This is a genomic window from Mycobacterium avium subsp. avium (genome assembly GCF_009741445.1).
Lineage (GTDB): Bacteria > Actinomycetota > Actinomycetes > Mycobacteriales > Mycobacteriaceae > Mycobacterium > Mycobacterium avium.
This window is the reverse complement of the sequence record NZ_CP046507.1, coordinates 304,200-327,065: the sequence shown is the minus strand read 5'-3', so window position 1 is coordinate 327,065 and position 22,866 is coordinate 304,200. Positions and strand designations below refer to the sequence as shown.

Genomic DNA, 22,866 nt, shown 5'->3' with positions numbered 1-22,866 from the left:
AATTTCACGTTTGGGAGCCGTTTGGAAGGCGTGTGGAAGCCGGTTGAGAGCAGAGTTGAGCATCGAAATTCCGGGCCGGGTGCCCGGCAGGATCCGTACCGAATACAAGATCAGCGAAAGCGCACTACACTATGGCCCCAAGCACGTCGGTTGGCGTTGAGCATTCGGAGGGAAACCATGGTTGTGTCGGTGCAGTCAGAGATGGTTCTGGCGTCGGCTGGCGCCGAGTCGGCGATCAGCGCCGAGACCGAGGCGGCCGCCTCGGCGGCGTCGCCCGCACTGCTGGGCGTGATGCCGATGGGCGGTGACCCCGACTCGGCCATGTTCGCGGCGGCGCTGAACGCCTGCGGGGCCAGCTACCTGGGGGTCGTCTCGGAGCACGCCGCCCAGCGCGGCCTGTTCGCCGGCGCGCAGGGGATGGCGTCCGGGGTGTACACCACCACCGAGGCGATGCGCTCGCTGGCCATGGGAATCAGCAGCGTCCTCTAAACCTGGTCAAAGGGGGAAGTACGCATGGCCGATCCCGGATGGGCTGCGCGTACGCCCGAGGACAACGACATGCTGCTCAAGGCAGGCGTCGGGGTGGGCACTCACGTGGCCAACCAGACCGCCTGGACGACCTTGGCCGCCACCCACCATGCCTCGGGCGTCGCATCGGCGATCAACACCGCCGCGACCTCGGCGAGCTGGCTGGGCGCCGGGTCGGCGGCCTCGGCGGCCAACGTCACCATGCTCAACGCGTCGCTGCACGGCCTGGCCGGCTGGGTCGACGTCAAGCCGGCGGTGGTGGCCACCGCCATCTCGGCTTACCAGATGGCCTACGGCTCGATGCGCCCGGCGCCCGAATGCATCGCCAACCGGACCGAGACCGCGACCGACTACGGCATCAACCCGCTGGTCCTCGGCGCGCTGACGCCGCGGATCGCGTCGCTGGAACTCGAGTACTACGGCTCCATGTGGCCCAACAACTCGGCCGTCGGCGCCAGCTACGGGGCGGTGCTGACGGCGCTGGCCGAAAGCCTGGCGATCGCGCCGCCGATCGCGTCCATGGGCGCCTCACCGGCCGCGCCGGCCGAGGCGGTCTCGGCGATCGGCGAGTCCGCGGCCAACGTCGCCGCCGGCGACGGCATGCGCGCCGCCTACCAGGGCGTGCAGACCGGCACCCAGGGCGCGGGGCAGGCCGCGTCGAGCGGCCAGGACCTGGGCGGCCAGATGAGCAGCCTGATGCAACCGGTGCAGGAGCTGATGGGAGCGGTGCCGCAGGCGATGCAGGCCTCCATGCAGATGATGCAGGCCCCGATGCAGATGATGCAGCCGCTGCAATCGATGATGGGTATGTTCGCCAACCCCGGCGCCATGGGCATGGGTGGGGCGGCGCCGGGAGTCTCGGCCGTCTCCGCCACCACCGGGCTCTCCGCCGCGGAAGCCGGTGCCGGTGGCGCCGGATCCCTGGGCAGCGCGGGCGTGCCCGCAACCAGTTTCACCCGTCCGGTCAGCGCCTTCGAGCCCGCCACCAGTGGCCGGCCGGTGGGGCTGCGGCCGGCCGGGGCGTTAGGCGCCGAGGCTCTGCGACCGCAGACCACGACGATGAGTGGAGCCCCGATGGGCGGTATGCCCGTCGGGCACGGGGCGGGAGGCCAACGCGGATCCCGTGACAAGGCCGAAGAGCCCGCGACCGTGCGGGTCGTCGACGACCGAGTGTGAGCAGACCCCCTGGTGAAGGGTGAATCGACAGGTACACACAGCCGCCATACACTTCGCTTCATGCCCTTACGGGGGGCGGCCAACCCAGAAGGAGAATTCCGTGACAATCAAGGTGACCCCGCAAATGCTTCGCGATACTTCCAACGCGATTCAGGCGAATATGGAACATGCCATCGGCATCGGTCAGGGTTACGTCGCAAATCAGGAAAATGTGATGAACCCGGCCACCTGGTCCGGTGACGCGGTGGCCGCGTCGCACGCGACGGCCATCGAGGTGCAAAACGATTTGAACAAGGTGCTCACCGGTGGCACCCGGCTGGCCGAGGGCCTCACCAAGGCGGCCGCCCTGATGGAAGGCCACGAGGCGGATTCCTCGCACGCATTCAGCGCCCTATTCGGCGGCCACGGCTCCTGACCCACCAAATCCATTCCCATAACAGGCTTTTGAAAGGAATCTCAATGAGCGTGTCAAGCGGTGAGGACGCCCGGTGAGTGCGTCAGGCAGCTGCCACGGTTGGTTGCTGGGGTTGCCAGGTTCTGTTGTCGCGCAGCAGTGCCCACAGGACGTCGACGTGGCGGCGTGCCAGGGCAAGCAGGGCCTGGGTGTGGATATGGTTCTCGGATCGTTTGCGGTCGTAGAAAGCCCGCGAGGGACCTTCGATCTTGAGGCTGGACAGGGCGGCGAGGTAGAACACGCGGCGCAGGCGCCGGTTGTAGCGCTTGGGCCGATGCAGATTGCCGGTGATACGGCCGGAATCGCGTGGGACGGGTACCAATCCGGCGAACGATGCCAGTCGGCCGGGGTTGGTGAAGGCGGCCATGTTGCCGCCGGTGATTACGAGGAACTCAGCGCCCAGGTGTGGCCCCATGCCGGGCATCGACTCGATGATGGCGGCGCTGGGATGCTCACGAAATTTGTTGGTGATTTGCTTATCGATGTCCTTGATCTGCCGATCCAAGTCCAGCAGCCGTGCTGCGAGTTGCTTGATGAGCGCGGCGGTTCCGGCTTCGCCGGGAAGGGTGATTATCTGGCCTGCTGCCGCGGCGAGCGCCTTGTCGGCGATCGTGTCGATGTTGTTGGGCCATGCCCGGTTTTTCCGAAGGTGCTTGATCACGCCAGCTCTTTTTGCCGACCGGATTTCGCCCGGAGTGCACATAGCGGATACCAGGATCAACGGCGCGCGGGTGGAGTAGTCGAACGCAGCTTCCAGAGCAGGGAAGATGGCGGTGAGCATCGAGCGCAGCCGGTTCACGCCTCGCACCCAGTCAGCCATCAGATCCGACCGGTATGCGGTCAGCGACCGCAATTCGGCAACCAGGTCTTCGCCGGGTACGACCGGGGACAGATCTCGTCGGTGCCGAGCGGTTTCGGCGATTACCCGCGCGTCTTTGGCGTCGGTCTTGCCTTCGCCGCGGAACGCATGACTCATCGTGTTAACCGTGCGGCCCGGCACATACACCACCTCGGCTTTCGCGCTCAGCAGTACGGCGATCAGCAGCGCCGCCGGCGGCGAGGTCAAATCGATCGCCCACACCACGTGGTTAGCAATCCGGCCGCCCTGGGCGATCAGGTCTTCGATCGCGGCCTGTTCGTTCGGGATTTTCTTCGACCACACCACCTTTCCGGTGTCATCGATCGCGCACGCATGATGAGTGGACTTACCGACGTCGATACCCACCCACACTCGGTCGGGTTCGGCCATACCGCTACTCCTGTCGTCGCAGTCCCCGCGGACAACCCCGCCAACAGGTCCTTAGAGCAGCGTCATCGAGTACGCGTCAGATCTCAATCAGTGGCCAGGACCGTCCAAAACGGCAGGGCGGCCATTCCTTTCAAGCAACAACCGTTGCAACAACACATTAGCCACACCCCACCGTCCTGGGCATCCAGGACATCCAATCCCAGACCCCTTCAACCCTAAGGAAATTGATCATGTCCGACCCGATCACTTACAACCCGGGCGCGGTGGCCGACTTCGCCACCGACGTCGCCTCCCGCGCCGGCCAGTTGCAGTCCATTTTCGACGACACCTCCAACCGCACGCATGCCCTGCAGGAATTCTTCGCCGGGCACGGCGCGTCGGGCTTTTTCGAGGCGCAGGCGCAGATGCTGTCCGGGCTGCAGGGGCTCATCGACACGATCCGCCAGCACGGGCAGACCACCTCGCACGTGCTGGACAGCGCGATCAGCACGGACCAGCACATCGCCGGCCTGTTCTGAGCCGGCACGACCGGAACGAGGGTGGGGCAGATGCGCCGAGCGTGTGCCCCACCTTTCGTCTTTCTTCCCCGGTTGGGGATCCCGCGCGGTGAGGGCAGGGCGACATGCTGACCACGACGGTCGACGGCCTCTGGGTGTTGCAAGCGGTCACCGGGATCGAACAAACCTGCCCTGAGCTGGGGCTGCGGCCGCTGCTGCCGCGGCTGGACACCCCCGAGCGGGCGCTGCGGCACCCGGCGGCCGCCGAGCTGGTGGCCGCCGGCGCGCTCGACGAGGCCGGCAACGTCGACCCGATGATTCGCGAGTGGCTCACCGTGTTGTTGCGCCGGGACCTGGGCCTGCTGGTGATGATCGCCGTCCCGGGCCGCGAGCCGAGCCGGGCGTCGATCTGCCGCTTCGCCACCTGGTGGGTGGTGTTGGAACGCCACGATCAGCTGGTGCGCCTCTACCCCGCCGGGACGGCCAGCAGCGAGGCCGCCGCCAGCGAGATCGTGGTCGGCCAGATCGAGCGGTTGTGCGGCGTGGCCGAGGCGGCGCCGCTGCGGCCCATCACCCTGGACACCGAGCAGCTGCTGGCCTCGGTGCACGACACCGCCAGCCTGCGGGCGTTCCTGCTCGAGCAGCGCCTCGACGCCGACCAGCTGCAGACGGTGCTCACCGCCGCCGACTCGGCCCGCTCGGCGCACGCCAACATCGTCGCGCTGCAGGCCGGCGTCGGGCCCGACGAGCTGGCCCGCGTCGCCGTCGGCGATTCGTCGGTGTCCATCGTGGACACCCCCGGCGGCCGGGTCTGTATCGAAAGCGTGGTATCCGGGCAGCGCCGCTACCAGATCCTGTCGCCCGGCTCGCGCAGCGACATCGGCGGAGCGGTGCAACGGCTGATCCGACGGCTGCCCGCCGGCGACGAGTGGTACTCGTATCGGCGGGTGGTGTGACGGTGCGGCCCCGTTATCGCGTCAAACTAACTTGGTCAACCAAAGTCTTGGAATAGCAACGCCTGTCGTACTTGAAAGGTTTGTGATCGGGTAAACGCGGTATCGCAAAGCGTGTTAGCATCGCGTCGTGACGAGCCCTTGGAATGACCCGAATATGTCGGACGAAGGAGCGCTCAGACGGGGGGATCCGTCAGGGGGCAGCAACTTCCCGGATTCGGTATCGGACACGATGCGTATTACCGATCTGGCCGCGCCGCGAAAAATTCCACCGGGGTCCGGCTGGCGGAAATTCATTTACACCATCTCATTTCACAAAATAAATCCCGGTGAATCTCCCCGCGAACGGCACTACCGCGACCTGCAAAATCGCATCCGGCGCCATATTCGACGGCAATACGTCATCACCGTCGTCTCCGGCAAGGGCGGCGTGGGGGTCACCACGCTGGTCGCCTGCATCGGCGGTGTGTTCCGGGAATGCCGCCCGCAGAACGTGATTGCCATCGACGCGGTCCCGGGTTTCGGCACGCTGGCCGACCGCATCGACGAGTCCCCGCCGGGCGACTACACCGCCATCATCAACGACACCGACGTGCAGGGCTACGCCGATATTCGAGAACACTTGGGGCAGAACGCAGTTGGGCTGGACGTGCTGGCCGGAAACCGGACCTCGGACCAGCCGCGGCCGTTGGTGCCCGCGATGTTCTCCGGGGTGCTGTCGCGGCTGCGGCGTACTCACACCGTGATGATCGTCGACACCTCGCCCGACCTCGAACACGAAGTGATGAAGCCGGTCCTGGAGAACACCGACACCCTGGTATTCGTCTCCGGCATCACCGCGGACCGCTCGCGTCCGGTGCTGCGGGCGGTGGATTACCTGCGCTCGCAGGGCTACCACGAGCTGGTCTCGCGCAGCACCGTGATCGTCAACCACACCGACCAGATCACCGACAAGGATGCGCTGGCGTACCTGACCGAGCGGTTCACCAAGGTCGGCGCGACGGTCGAGGCGCTGCCGTTCGACCCGCACCTGGCCAAGGGCGGCATCATCGACACCGTCCACGAGCTGAAGAAAAAGACGCGGCTGCGGCTTTTCGAGATCACCGCCGGGCTGGCCGACAAATACATTCCTGATGCCGAGCGGGCGGTGCCGTGACATCGCCGCATAAGGTCGCCTTTCCGGCGCGTTGTGCGGTCAACATTTCTTACGAGAAGCACCTGTGTTCCCAAGTCTTTCCGGCCGGAATTCCGGTGGAGGGATTCTTCGAGGGAATGGTCGAGCTCTTCGACGCCGACCTGAAGCGCAAAGGTTTCGACGGCATTGCTTTGCCGGCCGGCAGCTACGAACTGCACAAGATCAATGGGGTTCGGCTCGATATCAATAAGAGCCTGGACGAGCTTGGCGTCCAGGACGGCGACACCCTGGTGCTGGTGCCGCGGGTGGCCGGCGAGTCGTTCGAACCGCAGTACGAGTCGCTGTCCAGCGGGTTGGCCGCCATGGGCAAGTGGCTGGGCCGCGAGGGCGGTGACCGGATGTTCGCTCCGGTGACGCCGCTGACCGCCGCGCACACCGCGGTCGCGGTGATCGCGATGGCGGTGGCGGTGGTGGTGGGGCTGTGCCTGCGGGCGCGGACCTTCACCGACGGCCCGATCCCCGCGGCGGTGGCCGGCGGCATCGGTGCGCTGCTGCTGATCGCGACGCTGGTGGTGCGCAGCGGGTGGCGCGAGCGCCGCGACCTGTTCAGCGGGTTCGCCTGGCTGGCGGTGGTGGCGCTGGCCGTGGCCGGCGCCTGCGCTCCGCCCGGCGTGCTGGGCGCCGCGCACGCGCTTATCGGGGTCGTGGTGGTGATCCTGGGGGCCATCGCGATCGGGGTGACGGCACGTAACCGGTGGCAGACCGCGGTGGTCACCGCGGTGGTGACGGTGTGCGGGGTGCTGGCCGCGGTGGCCGCGGTCCGGATGTTCCGTCCCGCCTCGGTGCAGGTGCTGGCGATCTGTGTGCTGGTGGGATTGCTTGTGCTGGTTCGGATGACGCCGCTGATCGCGCTGTGGGTGGCCCGGGTCCGGCCGCCGCACTTCGGCTCGATCACCGGCCGCGACCTGTTCGCAAGGCGCGAGGGCATGCCGGTCGACACCGTGGCCCCGGTCAGCGAGGACGAATCCGAGGAGCAGGACAACGAATTGACCGACATCACCGCGCGCGGCGCCGCGATCGCCGCGTCGGCGCGGTTGGTCAACGCGGTCCAGGTGGGGCTGTGCGTCGGGGTGTCGATCGTGCTGCCCGCCGCGGTGTGGGGCGTTTTGACGCCCGGACGGCCGTGGGCGTGGCTGGCGCTGGTGGTCGCCGGGCTGGTGGTGGGCATCTTCATCACCCAGGGCCGCGGCTTCGCCGCCAAGTACCAGGCCGTCGCCCTGGTGTGCGGGGCGTCGGCCGCGGTGTGCGCGGGAGTGGTCAAATACGCGCTCGCCGCGCCGCACGATGCGATGACCGGGCTGCTGTGGCCGGTGGTGGCGGTGACCACCTTCGCCGCATTCGGTTTGGCCGCAGCGCTTTTGGTGCCGGCGATGCGGTTCCGGCCGTTCATCCGGTTGACCGTGGAATGGGTGGAAGTGCTCGCGTTCATCGTCCTGCTGCCGGCGGCGGCGGCCCTGGGAGGGCTCTTCACGTGGATTCGCCACTGAGACGGGCGGCGGCGCTGGCCGCCGCCCTGACCCTGGTCGCACTATCAGCCAATGTTCCTGCCGCACAAGCGATTACACCCCCCTCGGTGGATCCGGGCATGGCGCCACCGGACGGGCCGCCGCGGCCCGATCAGCCGATGCGGCGCGCCAACAGCTGTTCGGCGCCGATCACCGTGCGAAACCCGGACGTGGCGCAGTTGGCGCCCGGGTTCAACCTGCTCAACATCGCCAAGGCCTGGCAGTACAGCACCGGCAACGGGGTGCCGGTCGCGGTGATCGACACCGGGGTGTCGCCGAACCCGCGGCTGCCCGTGGTGCCCGGCGGCGACTACATCGTGGGCGAGGACGGCCTGTCGGACTGCGACGCCCACGGCACCATCGTCAGTTCCATCATCGGCGCTGCGCCGCAAGGGATCCTGCCGATGCCACGGCCGATGCCGGCCACCCCGGCGTTCCCGCCGCCGGCCGGGCCGCCGCCGGCCGTGGGCGCGCCACCCCCGCCGGTCGAGGTGCCGCCGCCGGTGGCGCCCCCGCCCCCGCCGCCGCCGGTGACCATCACCCAGGTTCTTCCGCCGCCTCCACCTCCGCCGCCCCCGCCGCCGGAGGGCGGCGGCGCCACCGCCGCATCCAACGGGCCGCCTGATCCGCAGACCGAGGACGAACCCGCGGTGCCGCCGCTTCCGCCCGGCGCGCCCGACGGGGTGGTGGGCGTGGCCCCGCACGCGACGATCATCTCGATACGGCAATCCTCGCGGGCCTTCGAACCGGTCAACCCGCCGCCGGGCGACCCCAACTCCGACGAGAAGGTCAAGGCCGGCACGCTGAATTCGGTGGCGCGCGCGGTGGTGCACGCGGCGAACATGGGCGCCAAGGTGATCAACATCTCGGTCACCGCGTGCCTGCCCGCGGCGGCTCCCGCCGATCAGCGCGCGCTGGGTGCGGCGCTGTGGTATGCGGCCACCGTCAAGGACGCGGTGGTCGTGGCGGCCGCCGGCAACGACGGCGAAGCCGGCTGCAACAACAACCCGATGTTCGACCCGCTGGACCCGTCCGACCCGCGGGACTGGCATCAGGTCAAGGTGGTCTCGGCGCCGTCCTGGTTCTCCGACTACGTGCTGTCGGTGGGCGCCGTCGACGCCAGCGGCGCCGCGCTGGACAAGAGCATGTCCGGCCCGTGGGTGGGGGTGGCCGCGCCCGGCACCCACATCATGGGGCTCTCGCCGCAGGGCGGCGGGCCGGTCAACGCCTACCCGCCGTCGCGGCCGGGCGAGAAGAACATGCCGTTCTGGGGAACGAGTTTCTCGGCGGCCTACGTCAGCGGTGTCGCGGCGTTGGTGCGCGCGAAGTTCCCCGAGCTGTCCGCGCATCAGGTGATCAACCGGATCGTGCAGTCCGCGCACAATCCGCCGGCCGGGGTCGACAACAAGGTCGGCTACGGGCTGGTGGATCCGGTCGCCGCGCTGACCTTCAACATCCCCCCGGGTGACCGGATGGCGCCGGGCTCCCAAAGCCGGATCATCACTCCGGCCCCGCCGCCCCCGCCGCCCGATCACCGGGCCCGCAACATCGCCATCGGATTCCTGGGGACCGTCGCGGCCGGGGTGCTGGTGCTCGCGATCGCGGCGCGATTGCGGAGGGCCCGATGAGACCCAACCTCACCGGGTTCAGCCGCGGCAGCAACCGCCGGGTGGTCGGGGTGTGGGTGGTGTTCGTGCTCGCGCTGGCGAGCTGGCTGCTGGGCGGCTACATCGCCGCCGCGGTGGCCGTGCTGGTGGGCGTCGCGCTGGTGTTCGTGCGCTGGTGGGGTCAGCCGGCCTGGTCGTGGGCGGTGTTGTGGCGGCGCGGCCGGCGTCCCATCGACTGGTCGGCCCCGATCACGGTGGCCAACAACCGATCCGGCGGCGGCGTGCGGGTGCAGGACGGCGTCGCGGTGGTCGCGGTCCAACTGCTGGGCCGGGCGCACCGGGCCACCCTGGTGACCGGCTCGGTGACCGTCGAGACCGAAAACGTGCTCGACGTCGTCGAATTGGCGCCGATGCTGCACCAGGCGCTGGGTTTGCAGCTCGATTCGATCAGCGTCGTCACCGTCGGGTCCCGGCACGGCAACGTGGGCGATTACCCGCGGGTGTACGACTCGGAGATCGGCACCCCGCCGTACGCCGGCCGGCGCGAGACCTGGCTGATCATGCGGTTGGCGGTGATCGACAACGCGCAGGCCCTGCGCTGGCGCACAACCGTTGGCGCGGCGGCGATTTCGGTTGCCCAGCGGATCGCCGGGCTGCTGCGCTGCCAGGGGCTGCGGGCGAAGGTGGCCAACGCCACCGACCTGGCCGAGCTGGACCGACGGCTCGGCTGGGATGCGGTGTCCGGCACCGTGCAGCGCTGGAAGGCCATCCGCGGGGAAGCCGGCTGGATGACCACCTACGCCTATCCGCCGCAGGCGATCACCTCACGCAACCTGTCCCAGGCGTGGACGCTGCGCGCCGACGAGGTGATCCAGAACGTGACCGTCTATCCCGACGGGCACTGCAGCGCGACGATCACGGTGCGCACCCCGACCCCCGCCCCCACGCCGCCCAGCGTGATCCTGCGCCGGCTCAACGGCGAGCAGGCCGCCGCGGCGGCCGCCAACATGTGCGGCCCCCGACCACACCTGCGCGGGCTGCGGCGCAGCCGGCTGCCCGCCGAGCTGATCACCGAGATCGGCCCGTCGGGCGTGCTGATCGGCAAGCTGCCCAACGGCGATCGGCTGCTGATGCCGGTCACCGACGCCGGCGAGCTGTCGCGCGTCTTCGTCGCCGCCGACGACCCGATCGCCAAGCGCATCGTGATCCGTACGGCCGGCGCCGGCGAACGGGTCTGCGTGCACACCCGCGACATGTCGCGCTGGGTCAGCGTGCGGATGCCGGAGATCAGCGTCGTCAACAGCTCCCGCCCGGCCCCGCGGACCACCGTCAGCGTGGTGGAGTACGCCCCGCGCCGCGGCGAGGGCGTCGAGGCCGCGATCTCGCCCACCCCGCGGCCGGCGACCGTGATCACCGTCGCCCCCGCCGGCACCACCCTGTCCGAGGCGCAGCGGCACGGCTTCGAGGTGATCATCGAACAAGTCAGCCCCGCGGTGGTGAACGTCAGTGCGGCGGGGAAGAATTGGCTTGTCGAGATGGACATGTTCCGCGCCGAGCACCGCTACGTCAGCCTGGAGCCGGTCAGCATGTCCGTCGGCATGTAGCGACGCCGGTGCTCTGATGGGGGAATGTGATGGGTGATTTGCAAACTGCCCGAAGGCATTTCGACCGCGCCATGGCGATCATGAGCCGCCAGGGGCGGGCGGCCGCGTTGCCGGAGTTCGTCGCCGCCACCGACGCCGACCCGTCGATGGCCGACGCGTGGCTGGGGCGCATCGCGTGCGGCGACAGCGACCTGGCGTCGCTGCGCAAGCTCTACGCCACCAGCGAATGGCTGCACCGCGAGACCACCCGGATCGGGCAGACCCTGGCCGCCGAGATCCAGCTGGGCCCCTACATCGGCATCACCGTCACCGACGCCTCGCAGGTCGGGCTGGCGCTGTCGTCCGCGCTGACCATCGCCGGGGAGTACGCCGAGGCCGACAAGCTGCTGGCCAACCGCGACCTGCTGGACTCGTGGACCAACTACCAGTGGCACCAGCTGGCCCGCACCTTCTTGATGTACCGGACGCAGCGCTGGCCGGATGTGTTGTTGACGGCCGCGGAGGAGTTGCCGCCGCAGGCCATCATCATGTCGGCGGTGACGGCCTCGATCTGCGCGCTGGCCGCGCACGCCGCCGCCCACCTGGGCCAGGGGCGGGTGGCGCTGGACTGGCTGGACCGGGTCGACGTCATCGGGCAGACCCAGGCGTCGTCGCGCTTCGACGCCGATGTGCTGACCGCGTCCATCGGCCCGGCCGACGTCCCGCTGCTGGTTGCCGATCTGGCCTACGTGCGCGGGATGGTGCACCGCCAGCTGGGCGAGGAGGACAAGGCCCAGATCTGGCTGTCCAAGGCCACCATCAACGGCGTCCTCACCGAGGCCGCCAAGGAGGCGCTGGCCGACCCGAACTTGCACCTGGTCATCACCGACGAACAAACCATCGACAGCCGCACCGACCGGTGGGACGCCTCGTCGGCCAAGAGCCGCGACGAGCTCGATGACGACGCCGCCGCCGAACGGCGCGCCGAGCTGCTGGCCGAGGGCCGCCGGCTGCTGGCCAAACAGGTGGGGCTGGCCGCGGTCAAACAGGCGGTCGCCGCGCTGGAGGACCAACTCGAAGTGCGGATGATGCGCCTCGAGCACGGCCTGCCGGTGGAGGGCCAGACCAACCACATGCTGCTGGTCGGCCCGCCGGGCACGGGTAAGACGACCACCGCCGAGGCGCTGGGCAAGATCTACGCCGGCATGGGAATCGTGCGCCACCCCGAGATCCGCGAGGTGCGCCGATCGGACTTCTGCGGGCACTTCATCGGCGAGTCGGGCCCCAAGACCAACGAGCTGATCGAAAAGTCGTTGGGCCGAATCATTTTCATGGACGAGTTCTACTCGCTGATCGAGCGCCATCAGGACGGCACGCCCGACATGATCGGCATGGAGGCGGTCAACCAGCTGCTGGTCGCCCTGGAGGCGCACCGCTTCGACTTCTGTTTCATCGGCGCCGGTTACGAAGACCAGGTGGACCAATTCCTCACCGTCAACCCGGGTTTGGCTGGCCGGTTCAACCGCAAGCTGCGGTTCGAGTCCTACTCGCCGGCCGAGATCGTCGAGATCGCGCACCGCTACGCCACCCCGCGCGCCAGCCTGCTCGACGAGGCCGCGCGCGAGACGCTGCTGGACGCGGCGACCACCATCCGCAACTACACCACTCCCGGCGGCCGGCACGGCATCGACGCGATGCAGAACGGCCGGTTCGCCCGCAACGTCGTCGAACGCGCCGAGGGCTTCCGCGACACCCGGGTGGTCGCGCAGAAGCGTGCCGGCCAACCGGTCACGGTGGACGACCTCAAGATCATCACCGCAGCCGACATCGAGGCGGCGGTGCGCAGCGTGTGTTCGGACAACCGCGACATGGCCGCCATCGTCTGGTGAGCGGCGCCCGCCGTCACGCCGGGTCGAAGCGGAAGACGGCGAGTTGCCCTGCCAGCGCCTCGAATTCGTCGGCCGTGCCGTCGCGCACCAGCCCCGACCGTTTCGCGAACCCCACCCCGACCGGGACCTTGGCGGGGAACTCGCGCAGCACCGGCCGGGCTTCGTCGGCGGACAGTTCGACGATGCGGACGCGCCGGGACCGCCGGCCCCGGCGCAGCGTGCCGGTGCCCGCGGCCCGGGCGTTGGCCGCCCAGTCGGCGCCGGGATAGCCGGCCACCACGTACAGGCCGCCCCGGAACTCGAACGGCGTCATCGGCGTGCTGCGCGGCTGACCCGACTTGCGCCCGGGCACGGTGAGCACCATGGCCGGCCCGGTCGGGATGCCCAGCCGCTGCACGGCCATCATCACCTTGTTCATCGGTTTGAGGTAACGCGGGGGACGTAGTGCGGTCATGTCAGACTCCTTCCTTGCGTTCATTGCGGCGGTCGAACAGGTCGCGGTGCGTGGCGACCCAGTGGGCGAACGGAACTGCCGGGCGCCCAAGGATTTTCTCGACGTCGTGGGTGACCAGGGCGGGTTTGTCCAGGGTTTCGGCGAGCATGGCGAGGTAGGCGTCGGCGAAACCGGCGCCCAGGCCCAACCCGACGAACCGCCGCCGCACGGCTGCGGCGGGGATCTCCCGGTACCGCAGCGACCGGCCCAGCACGGTCCCGATCACCTCGACCAGCTGGGCGTTGCTCAACGCCTGCGGCCCGGTCAGCGGGATCCGTTGTCCGACAAGGTCATCGGTGAGCAGGGCGTGCGCTGCGACGTCGGCGATGTCGGTCTCGACGATCGGCGCCGAGGACGCCGCCGCATACGGCCCGGCGACCACGTCGCCTTCGCGCAGCTGCGCCGACCACATGCCGGCGAAGTTCGTCGCGAACACGGTGGGCCGCAGGCTCACCCACGCCAGACCGGAGCCGACGGCGAGCTGTTCTACCTCCCTGTTGCGGTCGCCGCGAAATCGGGACGGCTGGCGGGAGAAGTCGTCGTCGGCGTTGATCGCCGACAGCGCAACCAGTTTCGTGACCCCGCCGCGCGCACCGGGCCACGACGTCCTCGAGCTGCCCGCCCAGCGCCCGGGCGTTCAGGAAGACCGCGGAGGCGCCCGGTAGCGCGTCGGCGGCGGTATCGAAGAGCTCGACCTGTGCCGGGAATCCGGCCGGTCCGGATCGGCGGGTGACCGCCCGAACCGGTGCGCCGGCGGCGAGCAGCGCGGTGACCAGCGGGCGCCCCACGTTGCCGGTGGCCCCGGTGACGACAATTGTCATGTGCGTGTTCCTTCCAGGTGTTTCGTCCACTGCTGCAAGGACGGGGCCAAAGGTGGGAAAGTTACACCGGGAGAACGGGTAACTTTTTGCGGCAGCAGATCGTCGAAGAATCATGAACCGGTCGCAATCAGCCGACGACCAGGTCGCCAAGGCCTGGCGTCGTCACCGTCCCTACCTGGTCAACCTCGCCTACCAGATGCTGGGCGACATCGGCGACGCGGAAGACGTTGCGCAGGAGGCATTCCTGCGGCTGTCCGCCGCGGGCGACATCGACGACGTGCGGGGCTGGCTGACCGTGGTGGCCAGCCGGCTCTGCCTGGACCAGCTGCGCTCGGCCCGCGCGCGGCACGAACGTCCGGGCGATGTCGGCGAGCAGCCGGCCCCGCCGCGGTTCGACCCGGCCGACCGGATCACCCTCGACGACGAGGTCCGCACCGCGCTGCTGGAGGTGCTGCGCAGGCTCAGCCCGGGGGAGCGGGTCAGCTTCGTGCTGCACGACGTGTTCGGGGTGCCCTTCGAGGCCATCGCGCACACCGTGGGCCGCCCGGTTGGCACCTGCCGCCAGCTGGCCCGGCGCGCCCGGGCGAAATTCGTTGCCGCGCAACCGAAGCTGAACGCCGTGGGCGCGGCCGAGCATCAGCGGGTCACCGAGAAGTTCATCACCGCATGCGCCAATGGGGACCTGGCCGGGTTGGCCGCCGTGCTGGATCCGACGGTCTGGGGTGTGGGCACAGTCCTCGCCGACCCGGCCCCGCCGCCGCAGGTCAACCACGGCCCGGATGCGGTGGCCACCAACCTGCTTCGCTACCTGTGGCCGGACGTCACCCTGGTCGGCGGGCCGGCCGGGGCGCCGGTGCTGCTGGCGTTCAGCCGACGCCGGTTGTTCGCCGTCATCGTGCTCAGCATCCGCGACGCGCGGGTGGTCAAGATCGAGGCGATCGCCGACCCGGCGGCCCGCAGCGCCGGCTAGTGTTGCGGCGGGTGCCGGTCGGCGGAACGGTCGGGGCGGCGGGCGAAGTAGCCGGCGATCGTCGCCGTCACCTCGAGGAACTTGCGCCGGGTGGCCGGGGCCATCTCACCGTTCACGTCGATCACGCCGCCGGGGCGCAGATGGGGATCGAACGGCACCTCGATCACCGGGCGGCCGTGGTCGATGAACTCGCGGGCGAGCAGCGCCCGGGTGCGCTTGTCGGCGTGGCCGTCCGAATCGTTGAGCACCACGAGGCTGTGGGCCAGCAGCGTCGTCAGGCCGTGATCGGCCAGCCACTCCAGGGTTCTCGCGGCGGCCGACGCGCCGTCGGCCCACGGGGAGGACACCACGATCAGCGCGTCGAGGTCGCGCAGCACCTCCTGGGTGAGCGGCGCGTCCATGGTCGAGCCGCAGTCGATCACCGAGATGGTGAAGTGCCGGTCCAGCCGCCGCGTGGCCTCCCGGTAGATCGCCGGATCGAGCACCCGGCGCGGACCCGACGCCGGCTCGCCGCCGAGCACGTGCAGGCCCGCGGCGTTGCGGCCCAGCCGGGCCACCACGTCGTCGAACGACCGCAGGTTCTGGTCGGCGGTGAGCTCCCAGAACGAGCCCGTCGACGCCGGATCGATGCGGCTGCCCAGCCGCCCGAACGCGGTGTCGGCGTCGATCGCCACGACGTGGTCCTGCCGGCGCAGCTCGGCGAACAGCGAGCCGACGCTGGCGGCCACCGACGTCTTTCCCACCCCGCCCTTGCCGAGCACGCCGACCTTGTAGTTGCCGTACAGGCGGGCCTGGATGGCCTGCTCGAATTGCGCCTCGCGGCGTTGGGCGGGGGATGGGCCCAGGTCGATCAGGCCGAACGTGGCGAGCCGCAGGGCGCGTCGCCAACCGCGGTCGGGCAGTTGCGGCGCGCCGGAAGGCTGCGGCCGCGGGGTGGGGGGCGCCGCGGGAGCCGGGGCCGCGGCGGGCGGGTGCGGGCGAAACGTGGGCGGTGCCGGCGGCCGGGTCGGGGGCGTTGGGGCCGGCGTCGGGGGCCGCGGCGGCGCGGGGCGCGAGGCGACCGGGGGCGGCGGCGGCGCGGGCGCGGGCCGGGCGCTCGGCCGCTCGGGCTGCAGACGGTCCCGCAGGAATTCGTCGCGCTCGTTCATGGGCTCCTCGGATGCCAGGCCGTCGATCGTCGCGGCGGTGGCCCGGCCGCGGCGGGCTCGTCACGTGATGAGCGCCACGGTCCACCGTGCGACGCCGGATGTGACCGATACCCGTCCAGTATCGCCTCACTGGCCCGCGCGCCCTACCTGGTCGGCACCTGCAAACCCCGCCGGGACACCGCCCGGGCAGATACCCGCGTGCCAAAGCCGCCGCCGGCGCCCACACGCCGCTCACCAGCAAACTCGCGTCGGCGAGGGCCGCCCGCCGCGCCTCACCCGGGATCGGCGCTGTTGCGCCGAGAATTCCCGGCCCCGGTTGGCGGCCCGGCCGCCGCGGCGGCGGGTGGCGGCAGCGAAATTTTTCGGCGTCGCCCACCGGCGGTTAGACTTGTCGAAGTTGGCATGTCAGGCGGGTATTGTCATATCGTTTTACGACTTGTCGAGACCGGTTCCAGGCCACCGTTCAAAGCTGCACGGACGTCCCCAACAGGATCATCTCCGCCTGGCGCACAGCCCATCGAGACAAGGCCGACGGGGTTCTACCGCAACCTCCGGTGTGACCTCGTCGGGGCCGCTGCCAACGGCCGCGCAGAACGTTCAGGTGAAGGGTCAGGTGCATATGACGCCCAAGCGCGCCGGGTTGTACAACCCCGCGTTCGAGCACGACGCGTGCGGGGTAGCCATGGTCGTCGACATGCACGGCCGACGCAGCCGCGACATCGTCGACAAGGCGATCACCGCGTTGCTCAACCTCGAACACCGGGGTGCCCAGGGCGCCGAGCCGCGCAGCGGTGACGGCGCCGGCATCCTGATCCAGGTTCCCGACGCCTTCCTGCGCGAGGTGGTGGACTTCGAGCTGCCGCCCGAGGGCAGCTACGCCACCGGCATCGCGTTTTTGCCGCAGTCGTCCAAGGACGCCGCGACCGCTTGTGCCGCAGTGGAAAAGATCGCCGAGGCCGAGGGCCTGACGGTGTTGGGCTGGCGCAACGTCCCCACCGACGACTCGTCGCTGGGCGCGCTGTCGCGCGACGCCATGCCCACCTTCCGGCAGGTGTTCATGGCCGGCGCCTCGGGGATGACGCTGGAGCGCCGCGCCTACCTGGTGCGCAAGCGCGCCGAGCACGAGCTCGGCACCAAGGGCCCGGGTCAGGACGGTCCCGGACGTGAAACCGTTTACTTCCCAAGCCTTTCCGGTCAGACCTTCGTGTACAAGGGCATGCTGACCACCCCGCAGCTCAAGGCGTTCTACCTCGACCTGCAAGACGACCGGTTGACCAGCGCGCTGGGCATCGTGCACTCCCGCTTCTCCACCAACACTTTTCCGTCGTGGCCGCTGGCGCACCCGTTCCGGCGCATCGCGCACAACGGTGAGATCAACACCGTCACCGGCAACGAGAACTGGATGCGGGCGCGCGAGGCGCTGATCAAGACCGACGTGTTCGGCACCGAGGCCGACGTCGAGAAGCTGTTCCCGATCTGCACCCCGGGCGCCTCGGACACCGCGCGTTTCGACGAGGTGCTCGAGCTGCTCCACCTCGGTGGGCGCAGCCTGGCCCACGCGGTGTTGATGATGATCCCCGAGGCCTGGGAACGGCACGAGTCGATGGACCCCGCCCGGCGGGCGTTCTACCAGTACCACGCCTCGTTGATGGAGCCCTGGGACGGCCCGGCGTCGATGACCTTCACCGACGGAACCGTCATCGGCGCGGTGCTCGACCGAAACGGCTTGCGCCCCTCGCGGATCTGGGTCACCGAGGACGGCTTGGTGGTGATGGCGTCGGAGGCCGGTGTGCTGGATCTGGACCCGGCCACGGTGGTGCGCCGGATGCGGTTGCAGCCCGGCCGGATGTTCCTGGTGGACACCGCCCAGGGCCGGATCGTCTCCGACGAGGAGATCAAGGCGGAGCTGGCCGCCGAGCACCCCTACCAGGAGTGGCTGGACCGCAACCTGGTCCCGCTCGACGACCTGCCGCAGGGCGACTACAAGCGGATGCCGCACGACCGACTGGTCAAGCGGCAGCAGACCTTTGGCTACACCTACGAGGAACTGAACCTGTTGGTGGCGCCGATGGTGCGTACCGGCGCCGAGCCGATCGGGTCGATGGGCACCGACACCCCGGTCGCGGTGCTCTCGCAGCGGCCGCGGATGCTCTACGACTACTTCCAGCAACTCTTCGCGCAGGTGACCAACCCGCCGCTGGACGCCATCCGCGAGGAGGTGGTGACCAGCCTGCAGGGCACCACCGGCGGCGAGCGCGACCTGCTCACCCCGACCGAGCTGTCGTGTCACCAGATCGTGTTGTCCCAGCCGATCCTGCGTAACCGTGAGCTGGCGAAGCTGGTCAACCTGAACCCCGACGACGAGGTCAACGGGCGCCCACATGGCATGCGTTCCAAGGTGATTCGCTGCCTGTACCCGGTGGCCGAGGGCGGCGCCGGGCTGGCCGCGGCCCTGGAGGACGTGCGCGCGCAGGCCTCGGCGGCGATCGCCGACGGCGCGCGGGTGATCATCCTGTCCGACCGCGAATCCGACGAGAAGATGGCGCCCATCCCGTCGCTGCTGGCGGTGGCCGGGGTGCACCACCACCTGGTGCGCGACCGCACCCGCACGCACGTCGGCCTGGTGGTGGAAAGCGGTGACGCCCGCGAGGTGCACCACATGGCCGCCCTGGTCGGCTTCGGCGCCGCGGCGATCAACCCCTACATGGTGTTCGAGTCGATCGAGGACATGCTCGACCGCGGCGTCATCGAGGGCATCGACCGCAACACCGCGCTGAACAACTACGTCAAGGCCGCCGGCAAGGGTGTGCTGAAAGTGATGTCCAAGATGGGCATTTCGACGCTGGCCTCCTACACCGGCGCGCAGTTGTTCCAGGCGGTCGGCATTTCCGAGGACGTGCTCGACGAGTACTTCACCGGGCTGAGCTGCCCCATCGGCGGCATCACCCTGGACGACATCGCCGCCGACGTCGCCGCCCGGCACGCGCTGGCCTACCTGGACCGCCCCAACGAACGCGCGCACCGCGAGCTCGAGGTGGGCGGGGAATACCAGTGGCGCCGCGAGGGCGAGTACCACCTGTTCAACCCGGAGACGGTGTTCAAGCTGCAGCACGCCACCCGCACCGGCCAGTACAAGATCTTCAAGGACTACACCCGGCTGGTCGACGACCAGAGCGAGCGGATGGCGTCGCTGCGCGGCCTGCTCAAGTTCCGCGCCGGGGTGCGGCCGCCGGTTCCGCTGGAAGAGGTCGAGCCGGCGAGCGAGATCGTCAAGCGCTTCTCGACCGGGGCGATGAGCTACGGCTCGATCTCCGCCGAGGCGCACGAGACGCTGGCCATCGCCATGAACCGGCTGGGCGGACGATCCAACAGCGGCGAGGGCGGCGAGGACGTCAAGCGCTTCGACCGCGACCCCGACGGCAGCTGGCGGCGCAGCGCCATCAAGCAGGTCGCCTCGGGCCGGTTCGGTGTCACCTCGCACTACCTGACGAACTGCACCGACATTCAGATCAAAATGGCCCAGGGCGCGAAACCCGGTGAGGGCGGCCAACTTCCGGGGCACAAGGTGTACCCGTGGGTGGCCGAGGTGCGGCACTCCACCCCCGGTGTCGGCCTGATCTCGCCGCCGCCGCACCACGACATCTACTCCATCGAGGACCTGGCCCAGCTGATCCACGACCTGAAGAACGCCAACCCGGCCGCCCGGGTGCACGTCAAGCTGGTCTCGGAGAACGGCGTCGGCACAGTGGCCGCGGGCGTGTCCAAGGCGCACGCCGACGTGGTGCTGATCTCCGGTCACGACGGCGGCACCGGCGCCACCCCGCTCACCTCGATGAAGCATGCCGGCGCGCCCTGGGAGCTGGGGCTGGCCGAGACGCAGCAGACGTTGCTGCTGAACGGATTACGCGACCGGATCGTCGTCCAGGTCGACGGCCAGCTCAAGACCGGACGCGACGTAATGATCGCGGCGCTGCTGGGCGCCGAGGAATTCGGCTTCGCCACCGCGCCGCTGGTGGTGTCCGGCTGCATCATGATGCGGGTCTGCCACCTGGACACCTGTCCCGTCGGCGTGGCCACCCAGAACCCGGTGCTGCGGGAACGGTTCACCGGCAAGCCCGAGTTCGTGGAGAACTTCTTCATGTTCATCGCCGAAGAAGTCCGGGAATACATGGCGCAGTTGGGATTCCGCACCCTCAACGAGGCCGTCGGCCAGGTGAAGTCGCTGGACACCACGCTGGCGCGGGCGCATTGGAAGGCGCACCGGCTGGACCTGGGCCCGGTGCTGCACGAGCCGGAATCGGCGTTCATGAACCAGGACCTGTACTGCAGCTCACGCCAGGACCACGGCCTGGACAAGGCGCTCGACCAGCAGTTGATCGTGATGAGCCGCGAGGCGCTGGACTCCGGCAAGCCGGTGCGGTTCTCCACCACGATCAGCAACGTCAACCGCACGGTGGGCACCATGCTCGGCCACGAGGTGACCAAAGCCTATGGCGGCCAAGGGTTGCCGGACGGCACCATCGACATCACCTTCGACGGGTCGGCGGGCAACAGCTTCGGCGCGTTCGTGCCGCGCGGCATCACCCTGCGGGTCTACGGCGACGCCAACGACTACGTGGGCAAGGGCCTGTCCGGTGGCCGGATCGTGGTCCGGCCGTCGGACAACGCGCCGGCCGACTACGTCGCCGAGGACAACATCATCGGCGGCAACGTGATCCTGTTCGGCGCCACCAGCGGGGAGGCGTACCTGCGCGGTGTCGTCGGCGAGCGGTTCGCGGTCCGCAACTCCGGGGCGCACGCCGTCGTCGAGGGCGTCGGCGACCACGGCTGCGAATACATGACGGGCGGCAAGGTCGTCGTGCTCGGCCGCACCGGCCGCAACTTCGCGGCCGGGATGTCCGGCGGTGTGGCCTACATCTACGACCCGCCCGGCGAATTCCCGCAACATCTCAACGCGGAGATGGTCGAACTCGAGAGCTTGGACGACGATGACATCGAGTGGCTGCACGGCATGATTCAGGCACACGTCGACGCCACGGATTCCGCTGTGGGCCAGCGGATTCTGGGCGACTGGGCGCAACAGCAGCGGCACTTCGTCAAGGTGATGCCGCGCGACTACAAGCGGGTGCTGCAGGCCATCGCCGAAGCCGAACGTGACGGCGGCGATGTCGACAAGGCGATCATGGCGGCCGCGCATGGCTGATCCGAGCGGCTTCCTGAAATACACGCGTCGGGAACTGCCGAAGCGCCGGCCTGTCCCGCTGCGGTTGCGCGACTGGCGCGAGGTCTACGAGGAATTCGACCACGGGACCCTGCGCGAGCAGGCCACTCGATGCATGGACTGCGGTATTCCGTTCTGCCACAACGGTTGTCCGCTGGGGAACCTGATCCCGGAGTGGAATGACCTGGTGCGCACCGGGCGGTGGCGCGACGCCATCGAGCGGCTGCACGCCACCAACAACTTCCCGGACTTCACCGGGCGGCTGTGCCCGGCTCCGTGCGAGCCGGCCTGCGTGCTCGGCATCAACCAGGACCCGGTGACGATCAAGCAGATCGAGCTGGAGATCATCGACAACGCCTTCGACGAGGGCTGGGTGCAGCCGCTGCCGCCGGACAAGCTGACCGGCAAGAAGGTCGCCGTGGTCGGCTCCGGCCCGGCGGGTCTGGCCGCCGCCCAGCAGCTGACCCGGGCCGGGCACAGCGTCACCGTCTTCGAGCGGTCCGACAAGATCGGCGGGCTGCTGCGCTACGGCATCCCGGAATTCAAGATGGAAAAGCGGGTCCTGGACCGCCGGCTGGACCAGATGCGCGCCGAGGGAACCGAATTCCGCGCCGGCGTCAACGTCGGCGTCGACATCACCGCGGACCAGCTGCGCGCCGATTTCGACGCCGTCGTGCTGGCCGGCGGCGCCACCGCCTGGCGGGATCTGCCCATTCCCGGCCGGGAGCTGGACGGCATCCACCAGGCGATGGAGTTCTTGCCGTGGGGCAACCGGCAAGCCTCGGGCGACCTGGACGAGGCCGACATGGACGCCGACGGGCAGCCGCCGATCACCGCCAAGGGCAAGAAGGTCATCATCATCGGCGGCGGCGACACCGGCGCCGACTGCCTGGGCACCGTGCACCGGCAGGGCGCCACCGAGGTGCACCAGTTCGAGATCATGCCGCGTCCGCCGGACACCCGCGCCCCGTCCACCCCGTGGCCGACCTACCCGCTGATGTACCGGGTGTCCTCGGCGCACGAGGAGGGCGGCGAGCGGGTGTTCTCGGTCAACACCGAGGAGTTCGTCGGCGAGAACGGTCGCGTCACGGCGCTCAAGGCGCACGAGGTGACCATGGAGGACGGCAAGTTCGTCAAGGTCGAGGGCTCGGAGTTCGAACTCGAGGCCGACCTGGTGCTGCTGGCGATGGGATTCGTCGGCCCCGAGAAGGAGGGCCTGCTCACCGACCTCGGGGTGAAGTTCACCGAGCGTGGCAACGTCGCGCGCGGCGCCGATTTCGACACCTCGATTCCGGGCGTGTTCGTGGCCGGGGACATGGGTCGCGGCCAGTCGTTGATCGTCTGGGCGATAGCTGAGGGCCGGGCGGCCGCGGCGGCGGCGGATCGGTTCCTGATGGGCGCCACCGCGCTGCCGGCGCCGGTCAAACCCACCGCGGTACCGCTGCAGTAGTAACACCAGTCACACCAGAAACACGACCGGTTTCGCTCGGCGCGTCTTCCACAGTTTGCCAGGACGTTGGTGTCTAATAACCCGTTGTGAGCCCGCTCACAGGGGGGTCACACCGGTTTCCCGGTTG

Annotated in this window: 16 protein-coding genes and 1 pseudogene; 13 read left to right on the top strand and 4 right to left on the bottom strand. The window is 69.4% G+C overall.

The features are described 5' to 3' along the window. Positions 1-177: 177 nt before the first annotated feature. The 3 genes from MAA44156_RS01605 to MAA44156_RS01595 all read left to right on the top strand — a co-directional run bounded on the left by MAA44156_RS01605 (position 178) and on the right by MAA44156_RS01595 (position 2,119). The gene (locus MAA44156_RS01605; RefSeq protein ID WP_003876365.1) at positions 178-489 is read left to right on the top strand and encodes a PE domain-containing protein; all 312 of its coding nucleotides are present in this window, start codon (positions 178-180) and stop codon (positions 487-489) included. A 24-nt stretch (positions 490-513) separates the two neighbouring features. Then, positions 514-1,704 carry a PPE family protein gene (locus MAA44156_RS01600; protein ID WP_156649240.1) on the top strand — a complete coding sequence of 397 codons (1,191 nt, stop codon included), beginning with the start codon at positions 514-516 and terminating at the stop codon, positions 1,702-1,704. Positions 1,705-1,804: 100 nt separating this feature from the next. Beyond that, positions 1,805-2,119 carry a WXG100 family type VII secretion target gene (locus MAA44156_RS01595; protein WP_011723369.1) on the top strand — a complete coding sequence of 105 codons (315 nt, stop codon included), beginning with the start codon at positions 1,805-1,807 and terminating at the stop codon, positions 2,117-2,119. 82 nt (positions 2,120-2,201) lie between these two features. Here the strand turns inward: MAA44156_RS01595 and MAA44156_RS01590 are convergent, their stop codons facing one another. Further along, complete coding sequence (locus tag MAA44156_RS01590; RefSeq protein ID WP_009974923.1) at positions 2,202-3,407, bottom strand: IS110-like element IS901 family transposase; 1,206 nt, start codon at positions 3,405-3,407, stop codon at positions 2,202-2,204. A 230-nt stretch (positions 3,408-3,637) separates the two neighbouring features. On the opposite strand from MAA44156_RS01590, the gene MAA44156_RS01585 reads away from it, so the two are divergent. The 7 genes from MAA44156_RS01585 to eccA2 all read left to right on the top strand — a co-directional run bounded on the left by MAA44156_RS01585 (position 3,638) and on the right by eccA2 (position 12,636). After that, positions 3,638-3,925 (top strand): WXG100 family type VII secretion target, encoded by a 288-nt coding sequence (locus MAA44156_RS01585; RefSeq protein ID WP_003876587.1) that lies wholly within the window; start codon positions 3,638-3,640, stop codon positions 3,923-3,925. A gap of 104 nt (positions 3,926-4,029) precedes the next feature. Beyond that, the gene (locus tag MAA44156_RS01580) at positions 4,030-4,860 is read left to right on the top strand and encodes an ESX secretion-associated protein EspG (protein ID WP_003876588.1); all 831 of its coding nucleotides are present in this window, start codon (positions 4,030-4,032) and stop codon (positions 4,858-4,860) included. Positions 4,861-4,987: 127 nt separating this feature from the next. Beyond that, entirely contained in the window at positions 4,988-6,013 is a 1,026-nt protein-coding gene (locus MAA44156_RS01575; protein ID WP_003876911.1) for a MinD/ParA family ATP-binding protein, read from the top strand. Beyond that, positions 6,010-7,539 carry a type VII secretion integral membrane protein EccD gene (gene eccD / locus MAA44156_RS01570; protein ID WP_023880478.1) on the top strand — a complete coding sequence of 510 codons (1,530 nt, stop codon included), beginning with the start codon at positions 6,010-6,012 and terminating at the stop codon, positions 7,537-7,539. The genes MAA44156_RS01575 and eccD overlap by 4 nt, the downstream gene beginning before the upstream one ends. Further along, complete coding sequence (gene mycP2 / locus MAA44156_RS01565; RefSeq protein WP_156649239.1) at positions 7,524-9,185, top strand: type VII secretion system ESX-2 serine protease mycosin MycP2; 1,662 nt, start codon at positions 7,524-7,526, stop codon at positions 9,183-9,185. The genes eccD and mycP2 overlap by 16 nt, the downstream gene beginning before the upstream one ends. Next, complete coding sequence (gene eccE, locus MAA44156_RS01560; RefSeq protein ID WP_003876914.1) at positions 9,182-10,768, top strand: type VII secretion protein EccE; 1,587 nt, start codon at positions 9,182-9,184, stop codon at positions 10,766-10,768. The genes mycP2 and eccE overlap by 4 nt, the downstream gene beginning before the upstream one ends. 29 nt (positions 10,769-10,797) lie before the next feature. Next, a complete protein-coding gene (eccA2, locus tag MAA44156_RS01555; RefSeq protein WP_050427650.1) occupies positions 10,798-12,636 on the top strand; it encodes a type VII secretion system ESX-2 AAA family ATPase EccA2 in 1,839 nt (612 codons plus the stop codon). Positions 12,637-12,649: 13 nt separating this feature from the next. Here eccA2 and MAA44156_RS01550 read toward each other — a convergent pair whose 3' ends face one another. Then, on the bottom strand, positions 12,650-13,090 hold the full coding sequence (locus MAA44156_RS01550) for a nitroreductase family deazaflavin-dependent oxidoreductase (RefSeq protein ID WP_011723374.1): 441 nt from the start codon (positions 13,088-13,090) through the stop codon (positions 12,650-12,652). 1 nt (position 13,091) lies between these two features. After that, positions 13,092-13,950, bottom strand: a pseudogene (locus tag MAA44156_RS01545) (NmrA family NAD(P)-binding protein). A 112-nt stretch (positions 13,951-14,062) separates the two neighbouring features. Here MAA44156_RS01545 and sigI point away from each other — a divergent pair. Further along, positions 14,063-14,920: an RNA polymerase sigma factor SigI gene (gene sigI, locus MAA44156_RS01540; protein ID WP_009974390.1), complete on the top strand. Its 858-nt coding sequence runs from the start codon at positions 14,063-14,065 to the stop codon at positions 14,918-14,920. Here sigI and MAA44156_RS01535 read toward each other — a convergent pair. Further along, on the bottom strand, positions 14,917-16,068 hold the full coding sequence (locus MAA44156_RS01535) for a MinD/ParA family ATP-binding protein (protein ID WP_011723377.1): 1,152 nt from the start codon (positions 16,066-16,068) through the stop codon (positions 14,917-14,919). The two genes, sigI and MAA44156_RS01535, sit on opposite strands and share 4 nt — an antisense overlap. A 619-nt stretch (positions 16,069-16,687) precedes the next feature. Between MAA44156_RS01535 and gltB the strand changes: the two genes are divergently transcribed. Both gltB and MAA44156_RS01525 read left to right on the top strand, forming a co-directional pair. Further along, positions 16,688-21,271 carry a glutamate synthase large subunit gene (gltB, locus tag MAA44156_RS01530; protein ID WP_009974399.1) on the top strand — a complete coding sequence of 1,528 codons (4,584 nt, stop codon included), beginning with the start codon at positions 16,688-16,690 and terminating at the stop codon, positions 21,269-21,271. Beyond that, the gene (locus MAA44156_RS01525) at positions 21,264-22,739 is read left to right on the top strand and encodes a glutamate synthase subunit beta (protein ID WP_009974400.1); all 1,476 of its coding nucleotides are present in this window, start codon (positions 21,264-21,266) and stop codon (positions 22,737-22,739) included. The genes gltB and MAA44156_RS01525 overlap by 8 nt, the downstream gene beginning before the upstream one ends. Positions 22,740-22,866: the final 127 nt, after the last annotated feature.

Excerpts from the sequence above, each read along its gene's own strand:
- MAA44156_RS01605 (WP_003876365.1), top strand. The coding sequence starts at position 178 with ATGGTTGTGTCGGTGCAGTCAGAGATGGTTCTGGCGTCGGCTGGCGCC.
- MAA44156_RS01600 (WP_156649240.1), top strand. The coding sequence starts at position 514 with ATGGCCGATCCCGGATGGGCTGCGCGTACGCCCGAGGACAACGACATG.
- MAA44156_RS01590 (WP_009974923.1), bottom strand. The coding sequence starts at position 3,407 with ATGGCCGAACCCGACCGAGTGTGGGTGGGTATCGACGTCGGTAAGTCC.
- MAA44156_RS01585 (WP_003876587.1), top strand. The coding sequence starts at position 3,638 with ATGTCCGACCCGATCACTTACAACCCGGGCGCGGTGGCCGACTTCGCC.
- MAA44156_RS01580 (WP_003876588.1), top strand. The coding sequence starts at position 4,030 with ATGCTGACCACGACGGTCGACGGCCTCTGGGTGTTGCAAGCGGTCACC.
- eccE (WP_003876914.1), top strand. The coding sequence starts at position 9,182 with ATGAGACCCAACCTCACCGGGTTCAGCCGCGGCAGCAACCGCCGGGTG.
- eccA2 (WP_050427650.1), top strand. The coding sequence starts at position 10,798 with ATGGGTGATTTGCAAACTGCCCGAAGGCATTTCGACCGCGCCATGGCG.
- MAA44156_RS01550 (WP_011723374.1), bottom strand. The coding sequence starts at position 13,090 with ATGACCGCACTACGTCCCCCGCGTTACCTCAAACCGATGAACAAGGTG.
- sigI (WP_009974390.1), top strand. The coding sequence starts at position 14,063 with ATGAACCGGTCGCAATCAGCCGACGACCAGGTCGCCAAGGCCTGGCGT.
- MAA44156_RS01535 (WP_011723377.1), bottom strand. The coding sequence starts at position 16,068 with ATGAACGAGCGCGACGAATTCCTGCGGGACCGTCTGCAGCCCGAGCGG.
- gltB (WP_009974399.1), top strand. The coding sequence starts at position 16,688 with ATGACGCCCAAGCGCGCCGGGTTGTACAACCCCGCGTTCGAGCACGAC.
- MAA44156_RS01525 (WP_009974400.1), top strand. The coding sequence starts at position 21,264 with ATGGCTGATCCGAGCGGCTTCCTGAAATACACGCGTCGGGAACTGCCG.